Annotated in this window: 15 protein-coding genes; 6 read left to right on the top strand and 9 right to left on the bottom strand. The window is 72.2% G+C overall.

The window, feature by feature from the left end; all coding sequences use genetic code 11:
- Position 1: 1 nt before the first annotated feature.
- The 4 genes from SK095_RS13740 to SK095_RS13725 form a co-directional block, all read right to left on the bottom strand.
- Positions 2 to 850 (bottom strand): M90 family metallopeptidase, encoded by an 849-nt coding sequence (locus SK095_RS13740; protein WP_320546602.1) that lies wholly within the window; start codon positions 848 to 850, stop codon positions 2 to 4.
- A gap of 94 nt (positions 851 to 944) precedes the next feature.
- The gene (locus SK095_RS13735) at positions 945 to 1,289 is read right to left on the bottom strand and encodes a YdbL family protein (RefSeq protein WP_320546601.1); all 345 of its coding nucleotides are present in this window, start codon (positions 1,287 to 1,289) and stop codon (positions 945 to 947) included.
- 10 nt (positions 1,290 to 1,299) lie between these two features.
- Positions 1,300 to 1,500 carry a YnbE family lipoprotein gene (locus SK095_RS13730; RefSeq protein ID WP_136491755.1) on the bottom strand — a complete coding sequence of 67 codons (201 nt, stop codon included), beginning with the start codon at positions 1,498 to 1,500 and terminating at the stop codon, positions 1,300 to 1,302.
- A gap of 16 nt (positions 1,501 to 1,516) precedes the next feature.
- A complete protein-coding gene (locus SK095_RS13725; protein WP_320546600.1) occupies positions 1,517 to 3,763 on the bottom strand; it encodes a YdbH domain-containing protein in 2,247 nt (748 codons plus the stop codon).
- A gap of 168 nt (positions 3,764 to 3,931) precedes the next feature.
- Here SK095_RS13725 and mpl point away from each other — a divergent pair, with 168 nt between their 5' ends.
- Genes mpl through SK095_RS13710 form a run of 3 tightly spaced genes read left to right on the top strand, consistent with a single transcriptional unit; the run spans position 3,932 to position 6,263 of the window.
- The gene (gene mpl / locus SK095_RS13720; RefSeq protein WP_320546599.1) at positions 3,932 to 5,284 is read left to right on the top strand and encodes a UDP-N-acetylmuramate:L-alanyl-gamma-D-glutamyl-meso-diaminopimelate ligase; all 1,353 of its coding nucleotides are present in this window, start codon (positions 3,932 to 3,934) and stop codon (positions 5,282 to 5,284) included.
- A gap of 12 nt (positions 5,285 to 5,296) precedes the next feature.
- Positions 5,297 to 5,929 (top strand): flavin prenyltransferase UbiX, encoded by a 633-nt coding sequence (ubiX, locus tag SK095_RS13715; protein WP_136491417.1) that lies wholly within the window; start codon positions 5,297 to 5,299, stop codon positions 5,927 to 5,929.
- Entirely contained in the window at positions 5,922 to 6,263 is a 342-nt protein-coding gene (locus SK095_RS13710) for a YceK/YidQ family lipoprotein (protein ID WP_320546598.1), read from the top strand. The genes ubiX and SK095_RS13710 overlap by 8 nt, the downstream gene beginning before the upstream one ends.
- 21 nt (positions 6,264 to 6,284) lie before the next feature.
- Here SK095_RS13710 and SK095_RS13705 read toward each other — a convergent pair whose 3' ends face one another.
- The 5 genes from SK095_RS13705 to SK095_RS13685 form a co-directional block, all read right to left on the bottom strand.
- Positions 6,285 to 7,151: an MBL fold metallo-hydrolase gene (locus tag SK095_RS13705; protein WP_320546597.1), complete on the bottom strand. Its 867-nt coding sequence runs from the start codon at positions 7,149 to 7,151 to the stop codon at positions 6,285 to 6,287.
- A 134-nt stretch (positions 7,152 to 7,285) separates the two neighbouring features.
- The gene (locus SK095_RS13700) at positions 7,286 to 9,067 is read right to left on the bottom strand and encodes an acyl-CoA dehydrogenase C-terminal domain-containing protein (protein ID WP_320546596.1); all 1,782 of its coding nucleotides are present in this window, start codon (positions 9,065 to 9,067) and stop codon (positions 7,286 to 7,288) included.
- A gap of 92 nt (positions 9,068 to 9,159) precedes the next feature.
- Entirely contained in the window at positions 9,160 to 10,827 is a 1,668-nt protein-coding gene (locus tag SK095_RS13695; protein ID WP_136491421.1) for a cation acetate symporter, read from the bottom strand.
- A complete protein-coding gene (locus SK095_RS13690; protein WP_136491422.1) occupies positions 10,824 to 11,153 on the bottom strand; it encodes a DUF485 domain-containing protein in 330 nt (109 codons plus the stop codon). The genes SK095_RS13695 and SK095_RS13690 overlap by 4 nt, the downstream gene beginning before the upstream one ends.
- Before the next feature lie 102 nt (positions 11,154 to 11,255).
- Entirely contained in the window at positions 11,256 to 12,875 is a 1,620-nt protein-coding gene (locus SK095_RS13685) for an acyl-CoA synthetase (RefSeq protein ID WP_320546595.1), read from the bottom strand.
- A gap of 197 nt (positions 12,876 to 13,072) precedes the next feature.
- Here SK095_RS13685 and SK095_RS13680 point away from each other — a divergent pair, with 197 nt between their 5' ends.
- The 3 genes from SK095_RS13680 to azu all read left to right on the top strand — a co-directional run bounded on the left by SK095_RS13680 (position 13,073) and on the right by azu (position 16,734).
- On the top strand, positions 13,073 to 15,385 hold the full coding sequence (locus SK095_RS13680) for a PAS domain S-box protein (RefSeq protein WP_414153850.1): 2,313 nt from the start codon (positions 13,073 to 13,075) through the stop codon (positions 15,383 to 15,385).
- A 3-nt stretch (positions 15,386 to 15,388) separates the two neighbouring features.
- Positions 15,389 to 16,072 (top strand): response regulator transcription factor, encoded by a 684-nt coding sequence (locus SK095_RS13675; RefSeq protein WP_136491729.1) that lies wholly within the window; start codon positions 15,389 to 15,391, stop codon positions 16,070 to 16,072.
- A 230-nt stretch (positions 16,073 to 16,302) separates the two neighbouring features.
- Positions 16,303 to 16,734 (top strand): azurin, encoded by a 432-nt coding sequence (gene azu / locus SK095_RS13670; RefSeq protein WP_136491731.1) that lies wholly within the window; start codon positions 16,303 to 16,305, stop codon positions 16,732 to 16,734.
- The last annotated feature ends 11 nt before the right edge of the window (positions 16,735 to 16,745 follow it).

Genomic DNA, 16,745 nt, shown 5'->3' with positions numbered 1-16,745 from the left:
GTCAGTGGCGCGGTGCCCGGCTGTCGGGCAGGCCGTGCGGGCAGGCGCTCCCGTTCGGCGCGGACAGATCCTGCAGGCGCTCGCCCAGGCGCGCCAGCGGATCCTGGCGATAGAACAGGCGCAACTGCGCGTAGACCGCCGGGAAGGCGGCGTCGAGCAGGTCGGGGGCGCTGAAGAAGTACTCGCTGGCCACGGCGAAGAACTCGGCCGGGCTCTCGGCGGCGTAGGGATCGATGGCGGTCTCGGCGTCGGGGTCGCGGTCCAGTTCGGCGTTCAGCGCATCGAAGGCCTGCTGCATGGCGTCGGCCCATTCGGCGATGCGCATGTCGGCGTGCAGCGGCGGCAGGCCGTTGGCGTCGCCGTTGAGCATGTCCAGCTTGTGCGCCAGCTCGTGGATCGGCAGGTTGTAGCCGTCCAGGGTGCCGCTGGCCTGCACCCCCGGCCAGGCGAGGATCACCGGCCCCTGCTGCCAGGCCTCGCCGCTGCGCTCGTCGTCCCAGACGTGCTCGACCCCGGCCTCGTCGCGGTGGCGCTGCGGGCTGAGGAAGTCGTCGGGATACAGCAGCAACTGGTGGAAGCCCTGGTACCAGTCGAGGTCGGGCAGGTGCAGCAGCGGCAGGCAGGCCTGGGCGGCCAGGCGCAGGCGCGCGGCATCGTCCAGCTCGACGCCGGGCAGGCAGGTCAGCTGCTTGTCGTGGAGCAGCAGCAGGCACAGCTCGCCGAGGCGCTGGCGCTCGCCGGCGTCGAGGCCGGCGAGCAGCGGCAGGTCGGCGCACACCGCGGCCCACAGTTGCGGGTCGAGGGGATGGCGGGCGAGCAGACGGCGGCGGCGCCAGTTGCGGAAGAACACGGCAGAGACTCCCTCGGGCGGCAGGCGATGGCCGATTGTAAGCCATCGCCGCCGGGGTGCGGGGCCCGGAGCCACCTCGCGGGAGGGGGGCGGGCTACTTGCGCCGCCACTGGCCGTCGAGGCGGATGAACTGGCCGGGCGGGGTCTTCTCCACCGCCTTCTTGCCGGCCATGACCTCGACGTCGCTCAGGCGGATGCCGTTCTGGGTGGCCAGGCGCTGGTACTCGGCGCGGCGCGCCTGGTTGATCAGGCGGGCGATCTCGGCCGCCTGGCCGCCGGGAGCGACCACGCCGAGATAGCCGTCGGTCTGCTCGCCGAGCTGGCCGGCGGCCTTGGCGGCGGGCAGCGCGGTCATCGCCCCGGGCAGGTCGAGGGCCAGGGCCGAGAGGCTGAAGCCGAAGGCGAGCAGCAGGGTGGCGATGCGCTTGGGAAGGGTCATGTCGGGCTCCTCAGAACAGGCCGCTGGATTCGTCGAGGATGTTGTCCAGCGCCTTGTCCACCTTGATGTAGATCTCGTGCTCGATCTTCACGTTGAGGTTGATGTTGATCGGCTCCTTGGGGGCGGCCAGTTGCACCGTGGGGGTGCAGGCGCCCAGCAGGCCGAGCAGCAGGCTCGCCGTCAGGAGGGTGGCGAGGTGGCGCAGGCGCATGGTGCGGTCTCCCGTGTCAGTCGCGCCGCTGCAGCTGTTGCTGCACGCGGCGCTGGATGGCTTCGTTGACCCGCCCGGAGAGCTGCAGGCTGGTCAGCAGGCTGGGCACGTTCTCTTCCAGGTTGATGGCGAGATTCACCGGCCGGCCGCCCTCCAGCGCCGGGTTCTGGCCGTGCAGGCGCAGGGCCAGCAGCAGCTGGCCGCGGGGCGCGTAGTCGACCTCGCTTTCCAGGCGATCGTAGCGGAAATCCTCCAGCGCCGTGGCGGCCAGTTGCAACGCGGGGTTGCTGCGGGCGAAGGCGCGGATGCGCTCCGAGCGCAGCTGCAGCGCGCCGCCCGGGGCGCGCGCGGCGATCCGTCCCTCGACGATGTGCAGGCCCTCGGCGTCGAGGCGCAGCGGCAGGCGGCCGTCCAGGGTGCCGCGGCCGGAGAGTCCCTCTGCGGGGTAGACCCGCAGCAGTTCGGCCAGTTCCAGGCCGCGGACCTGCACGGCGAGGCGCTGCGGCGGGCGGGCCAGGTCGAGGCGCGCCGGCTCGGCCGCCAGCTGGCCGCCGAGCAGCCCGGCCTCGGCCTGCCACAGCTGCAGGCGCCCGGCCAGCGGCGCCGCCTGCGCGGCCTGGTAGCTGGCGCGCAGCTGCAACGGGCCGAGGGGAATGCCCGGATTGAGGCGCTGCAGGCGCAGGGCGGGCAGCTCCACGGCGAGCTGCCGCTCGTGCAGTTCGGCGTGCAGGCGGCCGTCCAGGCCGAGCAGTTCGCTGCGCTCGAGGATGCCGCCGACGGCCTTCAGCTGCAGCTCGAGTTCGCCGCGCGGCGCGGCCTTGCCCGCGGGCAGCTGCAGGTCGGCGTGGGCGGCGAGGTGGCCGCTGGTCAGTTCCAGCGGCGCCGGCCAGGCGGCCAGGGTCGCGGCCAGCGGGTTGCCGGCGGCCAGGTCGAGTTCCGCCAGGCGGCCGCGCAGAGCCAGGCTGCCGTCGGCCGGGCGCTGCAGCTGCAGGTCGAGCACCAGGCCGGCGTCGTTGTCCAGGCGGCCGTCGAGACGCAGCGCCTGCGCGTTCGCCTCGACGCGGCCCTGCCAGCGCCAGCCCTGCGGCTGCAGGGCGGCCTGCTGCAGGCGGGCGCCGTGCAGGCTCAGCGGGCCGGCCAGCTGCACGCTGCCGTCCGCCTCGCGGCGCAGCTGCAGGCCGGCCAGCCCGAGGCGCGGGGCGTCGAGGCGCAGGCCGTCGGCGCCGCTCAGGCGGCGCGCGGCGAGGTGCGCATCCGCCGCGAACTCCAGTTGCAGCGCCTCCTCCTGCCACTGGCCGGCCAGCGCCAGGTCGGCGCGGACCTCGTGCAGTTCGAGCGACTCCAGGCGCAGGCGCGGCAGCCGGGCCTGCAGGCGCGCCTGCTGCAGGTTGGCCGCGGCCGGCAGGCCGTCCTGCGGGCGCCAGCCGGCCGGCAGCTGCAGGGTCCAGTCGGCGTCGAGCTGCAGGTCGTCCGGCAGGCGGGCCAGCGGCTCGGCGGCGGCGCCGAACATCGACGCCAGCCACTGCCGCAGCCAGGGCGCCGGGGGTCGCGGCGGCAGCTGCAGGCTGCCCTGCAGGCTGCGCTGGCCGGCCGCGTCGCCGAGCCGGGCGGCGAGGGCGAGGTGCGGCTGCCCGTCCAGTTCCAGCGCCAGCTGCAGGCGGGCGTCGTCCGCGCGGCCGTCCAGGCTGCCGGCCAGCCGCAGGCGGTGCTCGCCTTCCTCCAGGTCCAGCCGCAGGCTGGCCGGCAGCAGGACGGCGCCGGGCTGCTGCAGGGCGAGGCTGCCGCGCAGCCGGCAGGGAGCGGCGGGGCAGGGCAGGCGGGCATCGATGCGCTGCACCTGCAGCTCGCGCGGCAGCCAGGCGAGCAGGCCGGCCAGCGCGTCGGCGCTGGGCAGGCGGCTGGCCTCGCCGCCGGGCGCGGCCGGCGCCTGCCAGTCGAGCTGCAGATGCGCGACGTGCAGGCGTTCGAGGTATGACGCGGTGCGCTGCAGCCGCCAGTCGAGCTGCACGGTGTCGGCGGCGAGCTGCAGGCGGCGGCCGTCGGCGGCCAGCTGCTGCAGCTCCAGGCGTTCGAGGCGCAGGCCGTGGCGGGACACCTGCAGCCCGTGCCAGTCGAGGCCGACGATGCCCTGTTCCTGCTGCACCTGCAGCCACCACTGCCAGGCGTAGCCGGCCGCGGCCAGTGCGGCAGCCAGCGCGGCGAGCGGCAGGGCGAGCGCCATCCGGCGCAGGGTGCGGCGCCAGCGGGGCGGGCGTGCCGTCATCGGACGGTCCTCGGGTCGGTTGCGCATGCCGGCAAGGGTGGCCCGCCGGCGCCGCGGGGGCAAGGCAGTGGTTCGCGGAATTGCCGGCCGCGCCTGTGGTCCACCGGGGGCTGTGCTAACCTGCGCGACAGTTTTCCGGGCCCTGCCCGCCCGTATTCGAGGACACCCATGCATATCCACATTCTCGGCATCTGCGGCACCTTCATGGGCTCGCTGGCGGTGCTGGCCAAGGAACTCGGCCACCGCGTCACCGGCTCCGACGCCAACGTCTACCCGCCGATGAGCACCCAGCTCGAGGCCCAGGGCATCGAACTCATGCAGGGCTACGATCCGGCGCACCTCGACCCGGCGCCGGACCTGGTGGTGATCGGCAACGCCCTGTCGCGCGGCAACCCGGCGGTGGAGCACGTGCTCAACGCCGGCCTGCCCTACGTCAGCGGCCCGCAGTGGCTGGCCGACCACGTGCTGCAGGGGCGCTGGGTGCTGGCGGTGGCCGGCACCCACGGCAAGACCACCACCAGCAGCATGCTGGCCTGGGTGCTGGAGGACGCCGGGATGAGCCCGGGCTTCCTGATCGGCGGGGTGCCGCAGAACTTCGGCGTGTCGGCGCGCCTGGGCGGCACGCCGTTCTTCGTGGTCGAGGCCGACGAGTACGACAGCGCCTTCTTCGACAAGCGCAGCAAGTTCGTCCACTACCGGCCGCGCACCGCCATCCTCAACAACCTCGAATTCGACCACGCGGACATCTTCCCGGATCTGGCGGCCATCGAGCGGCAGTTCCACCACCTGGTGCGCACCGTGCCGGGCGAGGGCCTGATCATCCGTCCGGCCGCCGAGGAGGCGCTCGGCCGGGTGCTGGAGATGGGCTGCTGGACCCCGGTGCAGACCACCGGCCACGGCGGCCAGTGGCAGGCCCACCTGCTCGCCGAGGACGGCTCGCGCTTCGAGGTGCTGTTCGAGGGCGCCGTGCAGGGCACGGTGGAGTGGGAGCTGACCGGCCGCCACAACGTCGCCAATGCCCTGGCCACCCTGGCCGCGGCGCGCCACGTCGGCGTCACCCCGGCGCAGGGCTGCGCGGCGCTGTCGAGCTTCAGGAGCGTCAAGCGGCGCATGGAAAAGGTCGCCGAGGTCAGGGGCGTCACCCTCTATGACGACTTCGCCCACCATCCGACCGCCATCGCCACCACCCTCGACGGCCTGCGCAAGCGCGTCGGCAGCGCGCCGATCATCGCGGTGATCGAGCCGCGCTCCAACTCGATGAAGCTCGGCGCCCACCGCGAGGGGCTGGCGGACTCGGTGAGCCAGGCCGACCGCGCCATCTGGTACGCGCCGGCCAGCCTCGGCTGGGACCTGGCCGCCACGGTGGCCGGCTCCACGGTGCCGAGCACCGTGTGCGACTCGCTGGAGGGCATCATCGCCGCGGTCAAGGGCAGCGCCACCCCGGGCACCCAGGTGGTGATCATGAGCAACGGCGGCTTCGGCGGCCTGCACGGCAAGCTGGCCAAGGCGCTGGCCGAATAAGGAGAGACGGCGATGAGCGGCCCGGAACGCATCACCCTGGCGATGACTGGCGCGTCAGGTTCGCAGTACGGCCTGCGCCTGCTCGACTGCCTGGTGCAGGAGGAGCGCGAGGTGCACTTCCTGATCTCCAGGGCGGCGCAGCTGGTGATGGCCACCGAGACCGACGTCGCCCTGCCGCCGCGGCCGCGGGCGATGCAGGCGTTCCTCACCGAGTACACCGGTGCCGCACCCGGGCAGATCCGCGTGTTCGGCCAGGACGACTGGATGGCGCCGCCGGCCTCCGGCTCCAGCGCCCCGGCGGCCATGGTGGTGGTGCCCTGCTCCACCGGCAGCCTGTCGGCCATTGCCACGGGGGCCTGCAACAACCTGATCGAGCGCGCCGCCGACGTGGCGCTCAAGGAGCGCCGCCAGCTGATCCTGGTGCCGCGCGAGGCGCCGTTCTCCACCATCCACCTGGAGAACATGCTCAGGCTGTCCAACATGGGCGCGGTGATCCTGCCTGCCGCGCCGGGCTTCTACCACCAGCCGCAGACCATCGACGACCTGGTCGATTTCGTGGTGGCGCGCATCCTCAACCAGCTGAACATCCCCCAGGACATGCTGCCGCGCTGGGGCGAGCACCACCGGGTGAGCCCCGATGAGTGAACCTGTAGGGGCGAATTCATTCGCCGGCCTCGCCGCGAAGGCGAACAGATTCGCCCCCGCGCTCCTGCTGCTGGCGCCTTTGCTGCTGAGCGGCTGCGCCAGCGTGCGCACCCTCGATGCCGCCAAGCCTGGCGCGCCGCTGATCTATTCCGGCACCCGCCTGGACTGGTACGCCCTCAACGGCGGCTGCTGCCCGCTGGACCGCTTCGGCGCCGAGGCGCCGAAGCATCCCGGCCTCGACCTGCCGGCCAGCGCGCTGCTGGACACCCTGCTGCTGCCGCTGTCGATCGCGGCGGAGCTGGGTCTGGGGTTGCAGGTGGTTGGCGGCAACTGAGGCGGCGTCAGGCGCGATCGGTCACTCCACCAGCCCCACCACCTCCGCACAGCTCTCGCTCAACCCGTACTTGCCCTTTGAATCGCGCACCACCCGGCCCATCGCCACCTGGGGGTCGTGGGTGAACACCAGCCGGCCATTGCGCGCCAGCAGGTCCTCGAGCAGCGCGGTCTTCTCCTCGATCAGCCCTTCCGGGAAGCGGTCGTAGCCCATGGTGATCGGCAGGTGCACCCAGGGTGCGCCGGGGATCAGGTCACCGGCGAACACCACCGGGCCGCCGGGCATCTGCACCTCGGGGAGGAACTGGCCGGGGGTGTGGCCGTCGCTGACGTGGAAGCGCCAGTCCGCGCCGAGGGTCGGCGAGGTCTCGCCGTCGTCGAGCAGTTCCAGGCGGCCGCTGTTCTCCAGCAGTTCGAGCAGCTCGGGGATGTAGGAGGCGCGGTCGCGGGCGTGCGGCGCCACGGCGCGCTGCCACTGGCGGCGGCCGGTGACGAAGCGCGCGTGGGGGAACAGCAGGCGCGGCGGCTGGCCCTCGGCCCAGGGCGCGAGCAGGCCGCCGGCGTGGTCGAAGTGCAGGTGGGTGAGCACCACCACGTCGATGTCGGCGTCGGACAGGCCCAGCTTCGCCAGGTTGTCGAGCAGCACGTGGCGGCTTTCCTGCACGCCGAAGCGTTCCTTCAGTTCGGGGCTGAAGAAGGCGCCGATGCCGGTTTCCACCAGCACGTTGTGCTCGTCCTCGCGCACCAGCAGGGCGCGGCAGCCGAGATCGATGCGGTGCAGTGCGTCGGCCGGCATCCAGCGCTCCCACAGGGCGCGCGGGGCATTGCCGAACATGGCGCCGCCGTCGAGTTTCTGGCTGTTGCCGGACAGGGTGGTCAGGGTACGCATGGGGGCTCCTTGTTGTTGTTTTGCTGCGCGCAGCGGCGCGGCAGGCAGTCAGGCTGCCACGCGGAAGAAAAAAGCGCGACGGCCGCAGGACGGCACGCCGCGCAAAGTGGCTCACGGGAAAGCGGGAAGGCGGTTCAGAACTGCGCGTCGTCGAGTCCGTACAGCGGCGCGCTGCCGGCGCGGATGCTCGCCTCCAGGCTGTGGATGCGCGGCAGCAGCTTGCGGAAGTAGAACTGCGCGGTGGCCAGCTTGGCGGCGTAGAAGGCCTCGTCGGCGGCGCGGTTGGCCTGGGCCACCGCGGCCATGCGCGCCCACATGTAGGCGTAGGCGACGTAGCCGAACAGCTGCAGGTAGTCGACCGCGGCGGCGCCGACTTCCGCGGGGTTGGCCGCGGCCTGCTGGCGCAGCCAGTCGCCGCAGTGCTCCAGGCAGTCGAGGGCGGCGAGCAGTTCGCCGGAGAACGGCTGGGCGCTGCCGGCCGGGCTGTCGACGAAGGCGCGGATCTCGCCGGCGAACAGGCGCAGGCCGGCGCCGTCGCCGCCCAGCACCTTGCGGCCGAGCAGGTCGTGGGCCTGGATGCCGTTGGTGCCCTCGTAGATCTGCGCGATGCGCACGTCGCGCACCAGTTGCTCCTGGCCCCACTCGCGGATGTAGCCGTGGCCGCCGAACACCTGCTGGCCGTGCACGCAGCTCTCCAGGCCGGTGTCGGTGAAGAACGCCTTGGCCACCGGGGTGAGCAGGGCGACCAGCGCCTCGGCGTCGCGCCGCTCCTGCGCGTCGCTGGCGAACTTGGCCAGGTCGAGCTGCTGGCCGACCCAGCAGGCGAAGGCGCGGCCGCCCTCGGTGAGCGCCTTCATGGTCAGCAGCATGCGCCGCACGTCGGGCTGGGCGAGGATCGGGTCGGCGCTCTTCTCGGGCGCCACGGCGCCGCCCGGCGCGCGGCCCTGCAGGCGCTCGCGGGCGTAGGCCACGGCGCTCTGGTAGGAGGCCTCGGCGCAGCCGATGCCCTGGATGCCGATCGACAGGCGCTCGTAGTTCATCATGGTGAACATCGCCGCCAGACCGCGGTTCGGTTCGCCGACCAGCCAGCCGCGGGCGCCGTCGAAGTTCATCACGCAGGTGGCCGAGGCCTTGATGCCCATCTTGTGCTCGATGGAGCCGCAGCTCACCGGGTTGCGCGCGCCGAGGCTGCCGTCGGCTTCGACCAGGAACTTGGGCACCAGGAACAGCGAGATGCCGCGCGAACCGGCCGGGGCGTCGGGCAGGCGCGCCAGCACCAGGTGGACGATGTTGGCGGTGAGGTCCTGCTCGCCACCGGTGATGAAGATCTTGGTGCCGCTGATCGCGTAGCTGCCATCGGCCTGCGGCTCGGCGCGGGCGCGCAACAGGCCGAGGTCGCTGCCGGCATGGGGCTCGGTCAGGCACATGGTGCCGGCCCATTCGCCGCTGTACAGGCGCGGCAGGTAGGTCTGCTTGAGCTGCTCGCTGGCGTGGGCGTCGATGGCCAGACAGGCGCCGGAGGTCAGCGCCGAGTACAGGGCGAAGCTGGAGCCGGCGGCGTAGAGCATCTCCTCGAACTGCACGGCGAGCATCTTGGGCATGCCCAGGCCGCCGTACTCGGGGTTGCCGGACAGGCCGACCCAGCCGCCGTCGATGTAGGTGGCGTAGGCCTCGCGGAAGCCGGCCGGGGTGGCCACCGCGCCGTTGTCGAAGCGCGCGCCTTCCTCGTCGCCGCTGCGGTTGAGCGGGGCGAGCAACTGGCCGGTGACCTTGGCGGCCTCCTCGAGGATGGCGTCGGCGGTGTCGGCGTCGATGCTCTCGCTGAGCGCCGGCAGGCGAGCCCACAGGGCCGGGGCGGCGAAGACTTCATGGAGGACGAAGCGCATGTCGCGCAGGGGGGCGTTGAACTCGGGCATGTCGGAACCTCGATGGATCAGGGCGCGCGGGCGCCCGCTGATTCGTGCGCCCCGGCCCATCCGCGGACGGCCGGGGCGCTGTTGCTATGGGGTCAGTGGGCGACCGCGGCGGCCGAGCCGAGGCCGGTCTGCGCGCGCACGAACTGGTCGTCGAAGGCGGCGCGCTCGCGCATCGCGCGGGCGCTGCGGTCCAGCCTGGAGACCACCACGATGACCAGGAAGGCCAGCGGCATGGAGATCAGCGCCGGGTGGTCGTAGGGGAAGATCGCCTTGGCGTTGCCCAGCACGGTGACCCACACCGCCGGCGACAGGATCACCAGCAGCATGGCGCTGACCAGGCCGGCGATGCCGCCGCACAGGGCGCCGCGGGTGGTCAGGCCCTTCCAGTACATGGCCATGATCAGCACCGGGAAGTTGGTCGAGGCGGCGACGCCGAAGGTCAGGCCGACCAGGAAGGCGACGTTCTGCTTCTCGAACAGGATGCCCAGCAGGATGGCGACGATACCCAGGCCGACGGTGGCGATGCGGGTCACGCGCATCTCGTCCCGCTCGCTGGCCTGGCCCTTCTTCAGCACGGTGGCGTAGAGGTCGTGGGAGATCGCCGAGGCGCCGGCCAGGGCCAGGCCGGCGACCACGGCGAGGATGGTGGCGAAGGCCACGGCGGAGAGGAAGCCGAGGAACAGGTTGCCACCGACCGCCTTGGCCAGGTGCATGGCCACCATGTTGCCGCCGCCGACCAGCGCGCCCTTGGTGTCGCCGCCGACGAAGTACTGCGGGTCGCTGCCGACGATGACGATGGCGGAGAAGCCGAGGGTGGCGACCACCAGGAAGAAGAAACCGATGAAGCCGGTGGCGAAGAACACCGACTTGCGCGCTTCCTTGGCGTTGGGCACGGTGAAGAAGCGCATCAGGATGTGCGGCAGGCCGGCGATGCCGAACACCAGGCCGAGCGACATCGAGGCGGCGTTGAACGGGTCGGCGAGCATGCTGCCCGGGCCCATGATCGCCTTGCCGATGGCGTGGGTGTCGATGGCGCGCTCGGCCAGCGCCGAGTAGCTGAAGCCGAACTCGGCCATGGCCAGGAACGCCAGGGTGGTGCCGCCGGCGAGCAGCAGCACCGCCTTGATGATCTGCACCCAGGTGGTGGCGATCATGCCGCCGAAGATCACGTAGACCAGCATCAGCAGGCCGACCACCACCACCGCCACCGGGTAGTCGAGGCCGAACAGCAGCTTGATCAGCTGGCCGGCGCCGACCATCTGCACCACCAGGTAGCAGCACACCACGGTCAGCGAGCCGAACGCGGCGAAGGTGCGGATGCGCGTCTGGTCGAGGCGGTAGGAGACGATGTCGGCGAAGGTGAAGCGGCCGAGGTTGCGCAGGCGCTCGGCCATCAGGAAGGTGATCAGCGGCCAGCCGACGAAGAACGCCACGGTGTAGACGAAGCCGTCGTAGCCCTTGGCGAACATCAGGCTGGACAGGCCGAGCAGGGTGGCGGCGGACATGTAGTCGCCGGCGATCGCCAGGCCGTTCTGGAAGCCGCTGATGCCGCCGCCGGCGGTGTAGAAGTCGGACGTCGAGCGGGTCTGCCGCGCTGCCCACCAGGTGATCGCCAGGGTGCCGAGGACGAAGACGAAGAACATGCCGATGGCGTGCAGGTTGAGCGGCTGCTTCTCGGCCGCGGCGACGCCGGGGCCGGCGAGGGCGGCGGCGGGCAGCAGGGCGAGGGCGGCGAGGCCGAGGGTGCGCAGTGCGTTCATTGCCGGCTCTCCTCGATCAGTTCGGCGTTGAGGGCGTCGAAGCGGGTGTTGGCACAGCGCACGTACCAGCCGGTGAGCAGCCAGGACAGCACGATCACCGCGGCGCCGACCGGCAGGCCGACGGTCAGCGGGCTGCCCTCGGCCAGCGGCCGGTGCAGCAGTTCGGGGGCGAAGGCCACGGTGGCCATGAACAGGAAGTAGGTGCCGAGCACCGCGGCGCTCAGCGACCAGGCCAGGCGCGAACGGCTCTGCGCCAGCTGGCGGAACTTGGGGTTGTTGCGGATCTGGTCGTAACTCTGGGCATGACGGGTAACGCTGAGGTCCATGAGCGGGCTCCGAGTTGTTGTTGTAGCCGTACCCTGCACGGCGGCGCGCGAGGCGCCGCCGCGTGGTGATCCTGGGCGGGGAGGGGCGGGCCGGAGGGCGGGCTAGAGCGCCCGCGCCCAGTCGCGCAGCACGTACTTCTGGATCTTGCCGGTGGAGGTCTTCGGCAGGGCGTCGAACACCACGGTCTTCGGCACCTTGAAGTGCGCCAGGTGCTCGCGGCAGAAGGTGACGATTTCCGCCTGGCTGGCCGCGTGGCCCTGCTTGAGGGTGACGAAGGCGCAGGGCGTCTCGCCCCACTTCTCGTCCGGGCGGGCCACCACCGCGGCCTCCAGCACCGCCGGGTGGCGGTACAGCACGCCCTCCACCTCGATGGTGGAGATGTTCTCGCCGCCGGAGATGATGATGTCCTTGAGGCGGTCCTTGATCTCCACGTAGCCGTCCGGGTGGCACACGGCCAGGTCGCCGGTGTGGAACCAGCCGCCGGCGAAGGCTTCCTCGGTGGCGGTCGGGTTCTTCAGGTAGCCCTTCATCACCGTGTTGCCGCGCATGAAGATCTCGCCGAGGGTCTCGCCGTCGCGCGGTACCGGCTCGAGGGTCTTCGGGTCGCCGACCATCACCCCTTCCAGGGTCGGGTAGCGCACGCCCTGGCGCGCCTTGATGCGTGCCCGCTCGTCCAGCGACAGGGCGTCCCACTCCTCGTGCCAGGCGCACACGGTGACCGGGCCGTAGACCTCGGTGAGGCCGTAGACGTGGGTGACCTTGATGCCCATCTCCTCCACCGCGCCGATCACCTTGGCCGGCGGCGCGGCGCCGGCGACCATGGCGTTGACCGGGTGGTCGATGGCGGCCTTGGCCGAGTCGGGCATGTTGACCAGCGCGTTGAGGACGATGGGCGCGCCGCACAGGTGGGTGACGCGGTGCTCGCGGATCAGGGTGAGGATCTTCTGCGGGTCGACCCGGCGCAGGAGCACGTGGGTGCCGGCCAGCGCGGTGATGGTCCACGGGAAGCACCAGCCGTTGCAGTGGAACATCGGCAGGGTCCACAGGTAGACCGGGTGATGGCCCATCGCCCAGGTCATCTGGTTGCCCATGGCGTTGAGGAAGGCGCCGCGGTGATGGTAGACCACCCCCTTGGGATTGCCGGTGGTGCCGGAGGTGTAGTTGAGGCTGATCGCCTGCCACTCGTCGTCCGGGCCCTGCCAGGCGAACTGCGGGTCGCCCTCGGCGAGGAAGGCCTCGTAGTCGAGTTCGCTGGTCGGCTGGCCCTCGCCGTACTCGGGGTCGTCGACGTCGATCACCAGCAGCGGCCGGCCGAGCATGCCGACCGCGGCATGCACCACCTCGTGGAATTCGCGGTCGGCGATCAGCACCTTGGCCTCGCCGTGCTGCAGCATGAAGGCGATGGCCTCGGCGTCCAGGCGCACGTTGAGGGTGTTGAGCACCGCGCCGACCATCGGCACGCCGAAGTGCGCCTCGAGCATGGCCGGGATGTTGGGCAGCATCACCGCCACGGTGTCGCCCTGGCCGATGCCGCGCCCGGCCAGCGCCGAGGCCAGGCGCCGGCAGCGCCGGTAGGTCTCGCGCCAGTCGCGGCGGATGGCGCCGTGGATCACGGCGAGGCGGTCGGGGTAGATGCTGGCGGTGCGCTCGATGAAGCTGAGCGGGGAGAGGGCGACGTGGTTCACGGGGGCGGGCGCGAGGCCCTGCTCGTAGATCGACATGACAGTATCCGCTGGCTGATTGTTAGCTCTGTTCTTGTTCGTGCATCGACGCGGCGCGGCCGGATCGACGACCTGCGGCACCACGTCCCTGTGATGACTTGCCCCGAGCATAGATCGTATTTTCGGAAATGTGTATAGGTTTTTATCTGTAGGTATATAGTACAAATACCATATCAGGCGGGAGAGGCCCGGAGACCATGGCGTTGATCGACACTCAGGGGGGCGGGGTGCCGCGCGAAATGCGCGAGCTGCTGCGCCTGGCCGGCGAGAGCGTGGCGCGCGACGAGCTGGCCGACGCCCTGCTGCGCCTGGCGCAGGCGCGGCCCGAGGTGGCGCAGGCCTACTACCTGGCCTGGCAGCCGGCGGCCGGCACCTACGCCGAGCTGGGCAGCACGCGGCGCCTGCCGCCGGGGGCGGGCGATCCGGCGGGGGCCAGCGATGCCGAGCTGCTCGCCGCGCTGGCGGCGCGCCGCGAACTGGACGTCGCGACCCTGCGCGCGCTGCCCTGCTGGCTGGCCGGCCGCCTGCGCCGCGCCGGCATCCGCGATGGCGTGGCCCTGGCCCTGGAGCTGGCCCCTGGCGAGCCCGGCCTGCTGCTGCTGGTGCTCGCCGAGGGTGTCGCGCCGGGGCTGGCGGCCTGGCTCGGCGAGCTGCTCGCTGCGCTGCTCGGCCTGGCCCGCCAGCAGCTGCGTCCGGCGCCGCTGCTGCAGGCCGACGATGCGCCGGGCCTGCTGCTCGACGCCGAGGGTGGCGTGCTCGACCTCAACCGCGCCGCCCACCGCCTGCAGCAGGACTGTGCGGCCAACTCCACGGCGGCGCTGCTGCCGGTCAACCATCGCCAGCTGGTGCAGGCCTGTCGCGGCCAGCAGCGCGCGGTGGGGCCGGTGGCCGCCGAGGTCGGCGGGCGCAGCCTGCTCTGGCAGTTCGTCCCGGTGGACGGCGGCCGCGTGCTGGCGCGCGGCCGCGACGCCAGCGAGCAGCTGCGCGGCGAGCGCGAGGCGGCGCGGGCGCGCCGGCTGTACCGGGTGATCACCGAGAACACCACCGACCTGATCTCCCGGCACACCCCGGACGGCCGCTTCCTCGACGCCTCGCCGGCGTCCTGGACCCTGCTCGGCTACTGGCCGGAGCAGCTGCGTGGGCTGCGCGTGCGCGAGCTGCTGCATCCGGGCGACCTCGGCCAGATGCGCCAGGCCCGCGAGCAGCTCGAGCGCCTCGGCTACCACACCATGAGCTACCGCCTGCGCCACCGCGATGGCCGCTACCTGTGGTTCGAGACCGCCGCGCGGGCGATCCGCGAGACCTACACCGGCACGGTGGTGGAGATCGTCAGCGTGTCGCGCGACATCACCGCGCGGGTGCAGGGCGAGGAGGCGCGCCGGCGGCTGGCCGAGGTGATCGAGGCGACCACCGACCTGGTGCTGTTCATCGACCGCGGCGGCAATCTCACCTACCTCAACCAGTCGGCGCGGCGCACCCTGGGCCTCGCCGAGGGCGCGGCGGCGCCGCCGCTGGCCGCGCTGCTGGAGCCCGCCGAGCTGGCGCGCCTGCTCGACGACGGGCTGGCCTGCGCCGAGCAGCACGGCGTGTGGAAGAGCGACATGCGCCTGCACGCCCCGGACGGTACGGCGTCCCTGCCGGTGTCGCTGGTGCTGCTGGCGCATGCCGGCGCCGACGGCGGCCGCTACTTCTCGCTGGTGGCGCGCGACATGACCGAGCGCGAGCTGCGCGAGAGCCAGCTGCGCCGCCACCAGGACGAGCTGGCGCACACCGCGCGGCTGGTCACCCTCGGCGAGCTGGCCTCGGGGATCGCCCACGAGATCAACCAGCCGCTGGCCGCGGTGGTCAACTACGCCGGCGCCAGCCAGCGCTACCTGCGCAGCGTCGGCCAGGACCCGCAGGCGGTCGAGCGGGTGGCCCAGGGTCTGGAGCGGATCACCGCCCACGCCAACCACGCCGCCGAGGTGATCCGCCGCCTGCGCGCCTTCCTGCGCAAGGGCCAGCGGCGCATGCAGGCGCTCGACGCCGCGGCGGTGGCGCGCGAGGCGGTGCGCCTGTGCGCCTGGGAGGCGGCGCAGGCGCAGGTGGCGATCGACGAGGATCTGCCGGACAATCTGCCGCCGGTGTACGCCGACCGCGTGCTGCTCGAACAGGTGCTGCTCAACCTGCTGCGCAACGCCATCGAGGCCAACCGCGAGGCGCACCCCGGCACGCCCTCGCGCATCCGCCTGACGGCGGGCCTGGAGGACGGCGGCCAGCGCCTGTGCATCGGCGTCGAGGACCAGGGGCCGGGCGTCGGCGAGGCGGAGCTGGAGCACATCTTCACGCCCTTCTACACCAGCAAGGCCGAAGGCCTGGGCCTGGGGCTGTCGATGAGCCGCTCGATCGTCGAGGGCTTCGGCGGCGAGCTGGGCGCCAGCCGCCGGGCCGAGGGGCTGCGGCTGACCTGCAGCCTGCCGCTGGCCGGGCGCGGCGAGGGCGATGCGGGGCAACGGGAACGACAGGAGTGAGCGATGGCGGTGGTGCAGGAACAGGTGGTGTACGTGGTCGACGACGACCGGGGCATGCTCGACTCGACCGTGTGGCTGCTCGAGTCGGTGGGAATCAGTGCCCTGCCGTTCACCAACGGGCGGGACTTTCTGGCGGCCTGCGACCCGGCGCGACCGGGCTGCGTGCTGCTCGACGTGCGCATGCCGGGGATGGGCGGGCTGAACGTGCAGGAGGAGATGCGCGCGCGCGGCCTCGAGCTGCCGGTGATCTTCGTCAGCGGCCACGCCGACGTGCCCATCGTGGTGCGCGCCTTCAAGGCCGGCGCCTGCGATTTCCTCGAGAAGCCGTGCAACGAGCAGCAGCTGCTCGACAGCGTGCAGCAGGCGCTGCGTCGTCACGCCGAGCGGCTGGCCCGCGAGGGCGGCGCGGCGGCGCTGCGCGCGCGGCTGGACAGCCTGACGCCGCGCGAGCGCGACGTGCTGCTGCCGCTGGTGCAGGGCTACACCAGCCGCGAGATCGCCGAGCAGCTCGACATCAGCGTGAAGACCGTCGACCTGTACCGCGCGCGGGTGATGAAGCGCATGCAGGCCGAGCGCCTCAGCGACCTGGTCGGCATGGCCTGCGTCGCCGGGCTGATCGATCCGCTCGATCCGCGCGGCGACGCCGCCGGTCAGTCGGCGCAGCCGCCGCAGCAGCAGCCGGCGTAGGCGGCGTAGGCGTCAAGAATGCGCTCGAGCAGTGCGTGGATGTCCATGCTGGCGTCCTCCGTGGGGTGGGACCCATTGTCCGCCGCCGGCCGCGCGCCGGCTGCTTGAATCCCTCTATGGCAACGATAGCCGACCGCTGGCAGGAACTAGCGCGGCGAGGGCACGGTCTTCTGGCTTGAATTTCCGATGTTCCAAGCGAGGAGCTCCCTTTCGTGACCCGCCAATTCCTGATGGGGGGCCTGCTGGCCCTGCTCGCCATGCCGCTGTGGGCGGCGGAGTGCAGCGTCGACATCGAGGCCAGCGACCGCATCGCCTTCGACACCGACCTCATCGAGGTCGACCGCAGTTGTCGGGAGTTCACCGTCCACCTGCACCACACCGGGCGCCTGGAACACACCCGCATGGGCCACAACTGGGTGCTGGCGCGCGCCGGCGAGCAGCAGGCGGTGGCCAATGCCGGCCTGCTCGGCGGCCTCGGCCACAGCTTCGTGCGCCCCGGCGATGCGCGGGTGATCGCCAGCACCCGCCTGCTCGGCGGCGGCGAGTCGGACTCGGTGACCTTCCCGGTTAGCCTGCTCGAGGACGGCGAGGACTACCGGTTCTTCTGCTCCTTCCCCGGCCATGCGCCGTTGATGCGCGGCACCCTGCGCCTGGCCGACTGAGCCGTCCGGCG

It is taken from the genome of Pseudomonas sp. AN-1 (genome assembly GCF_034057115.1).
Taxonomy (GTDB): Bacteria; Pseudomonadota; Gammaproteobacteria; order Pseudomonadales; family Pseudomonadaceae; genus Geopseudomonas.
The sequence above is the reverse complement of the archived record's forward strand: the minus strand, read 5'-3'. Positions and strand labels throughout refer to the sequence as shown.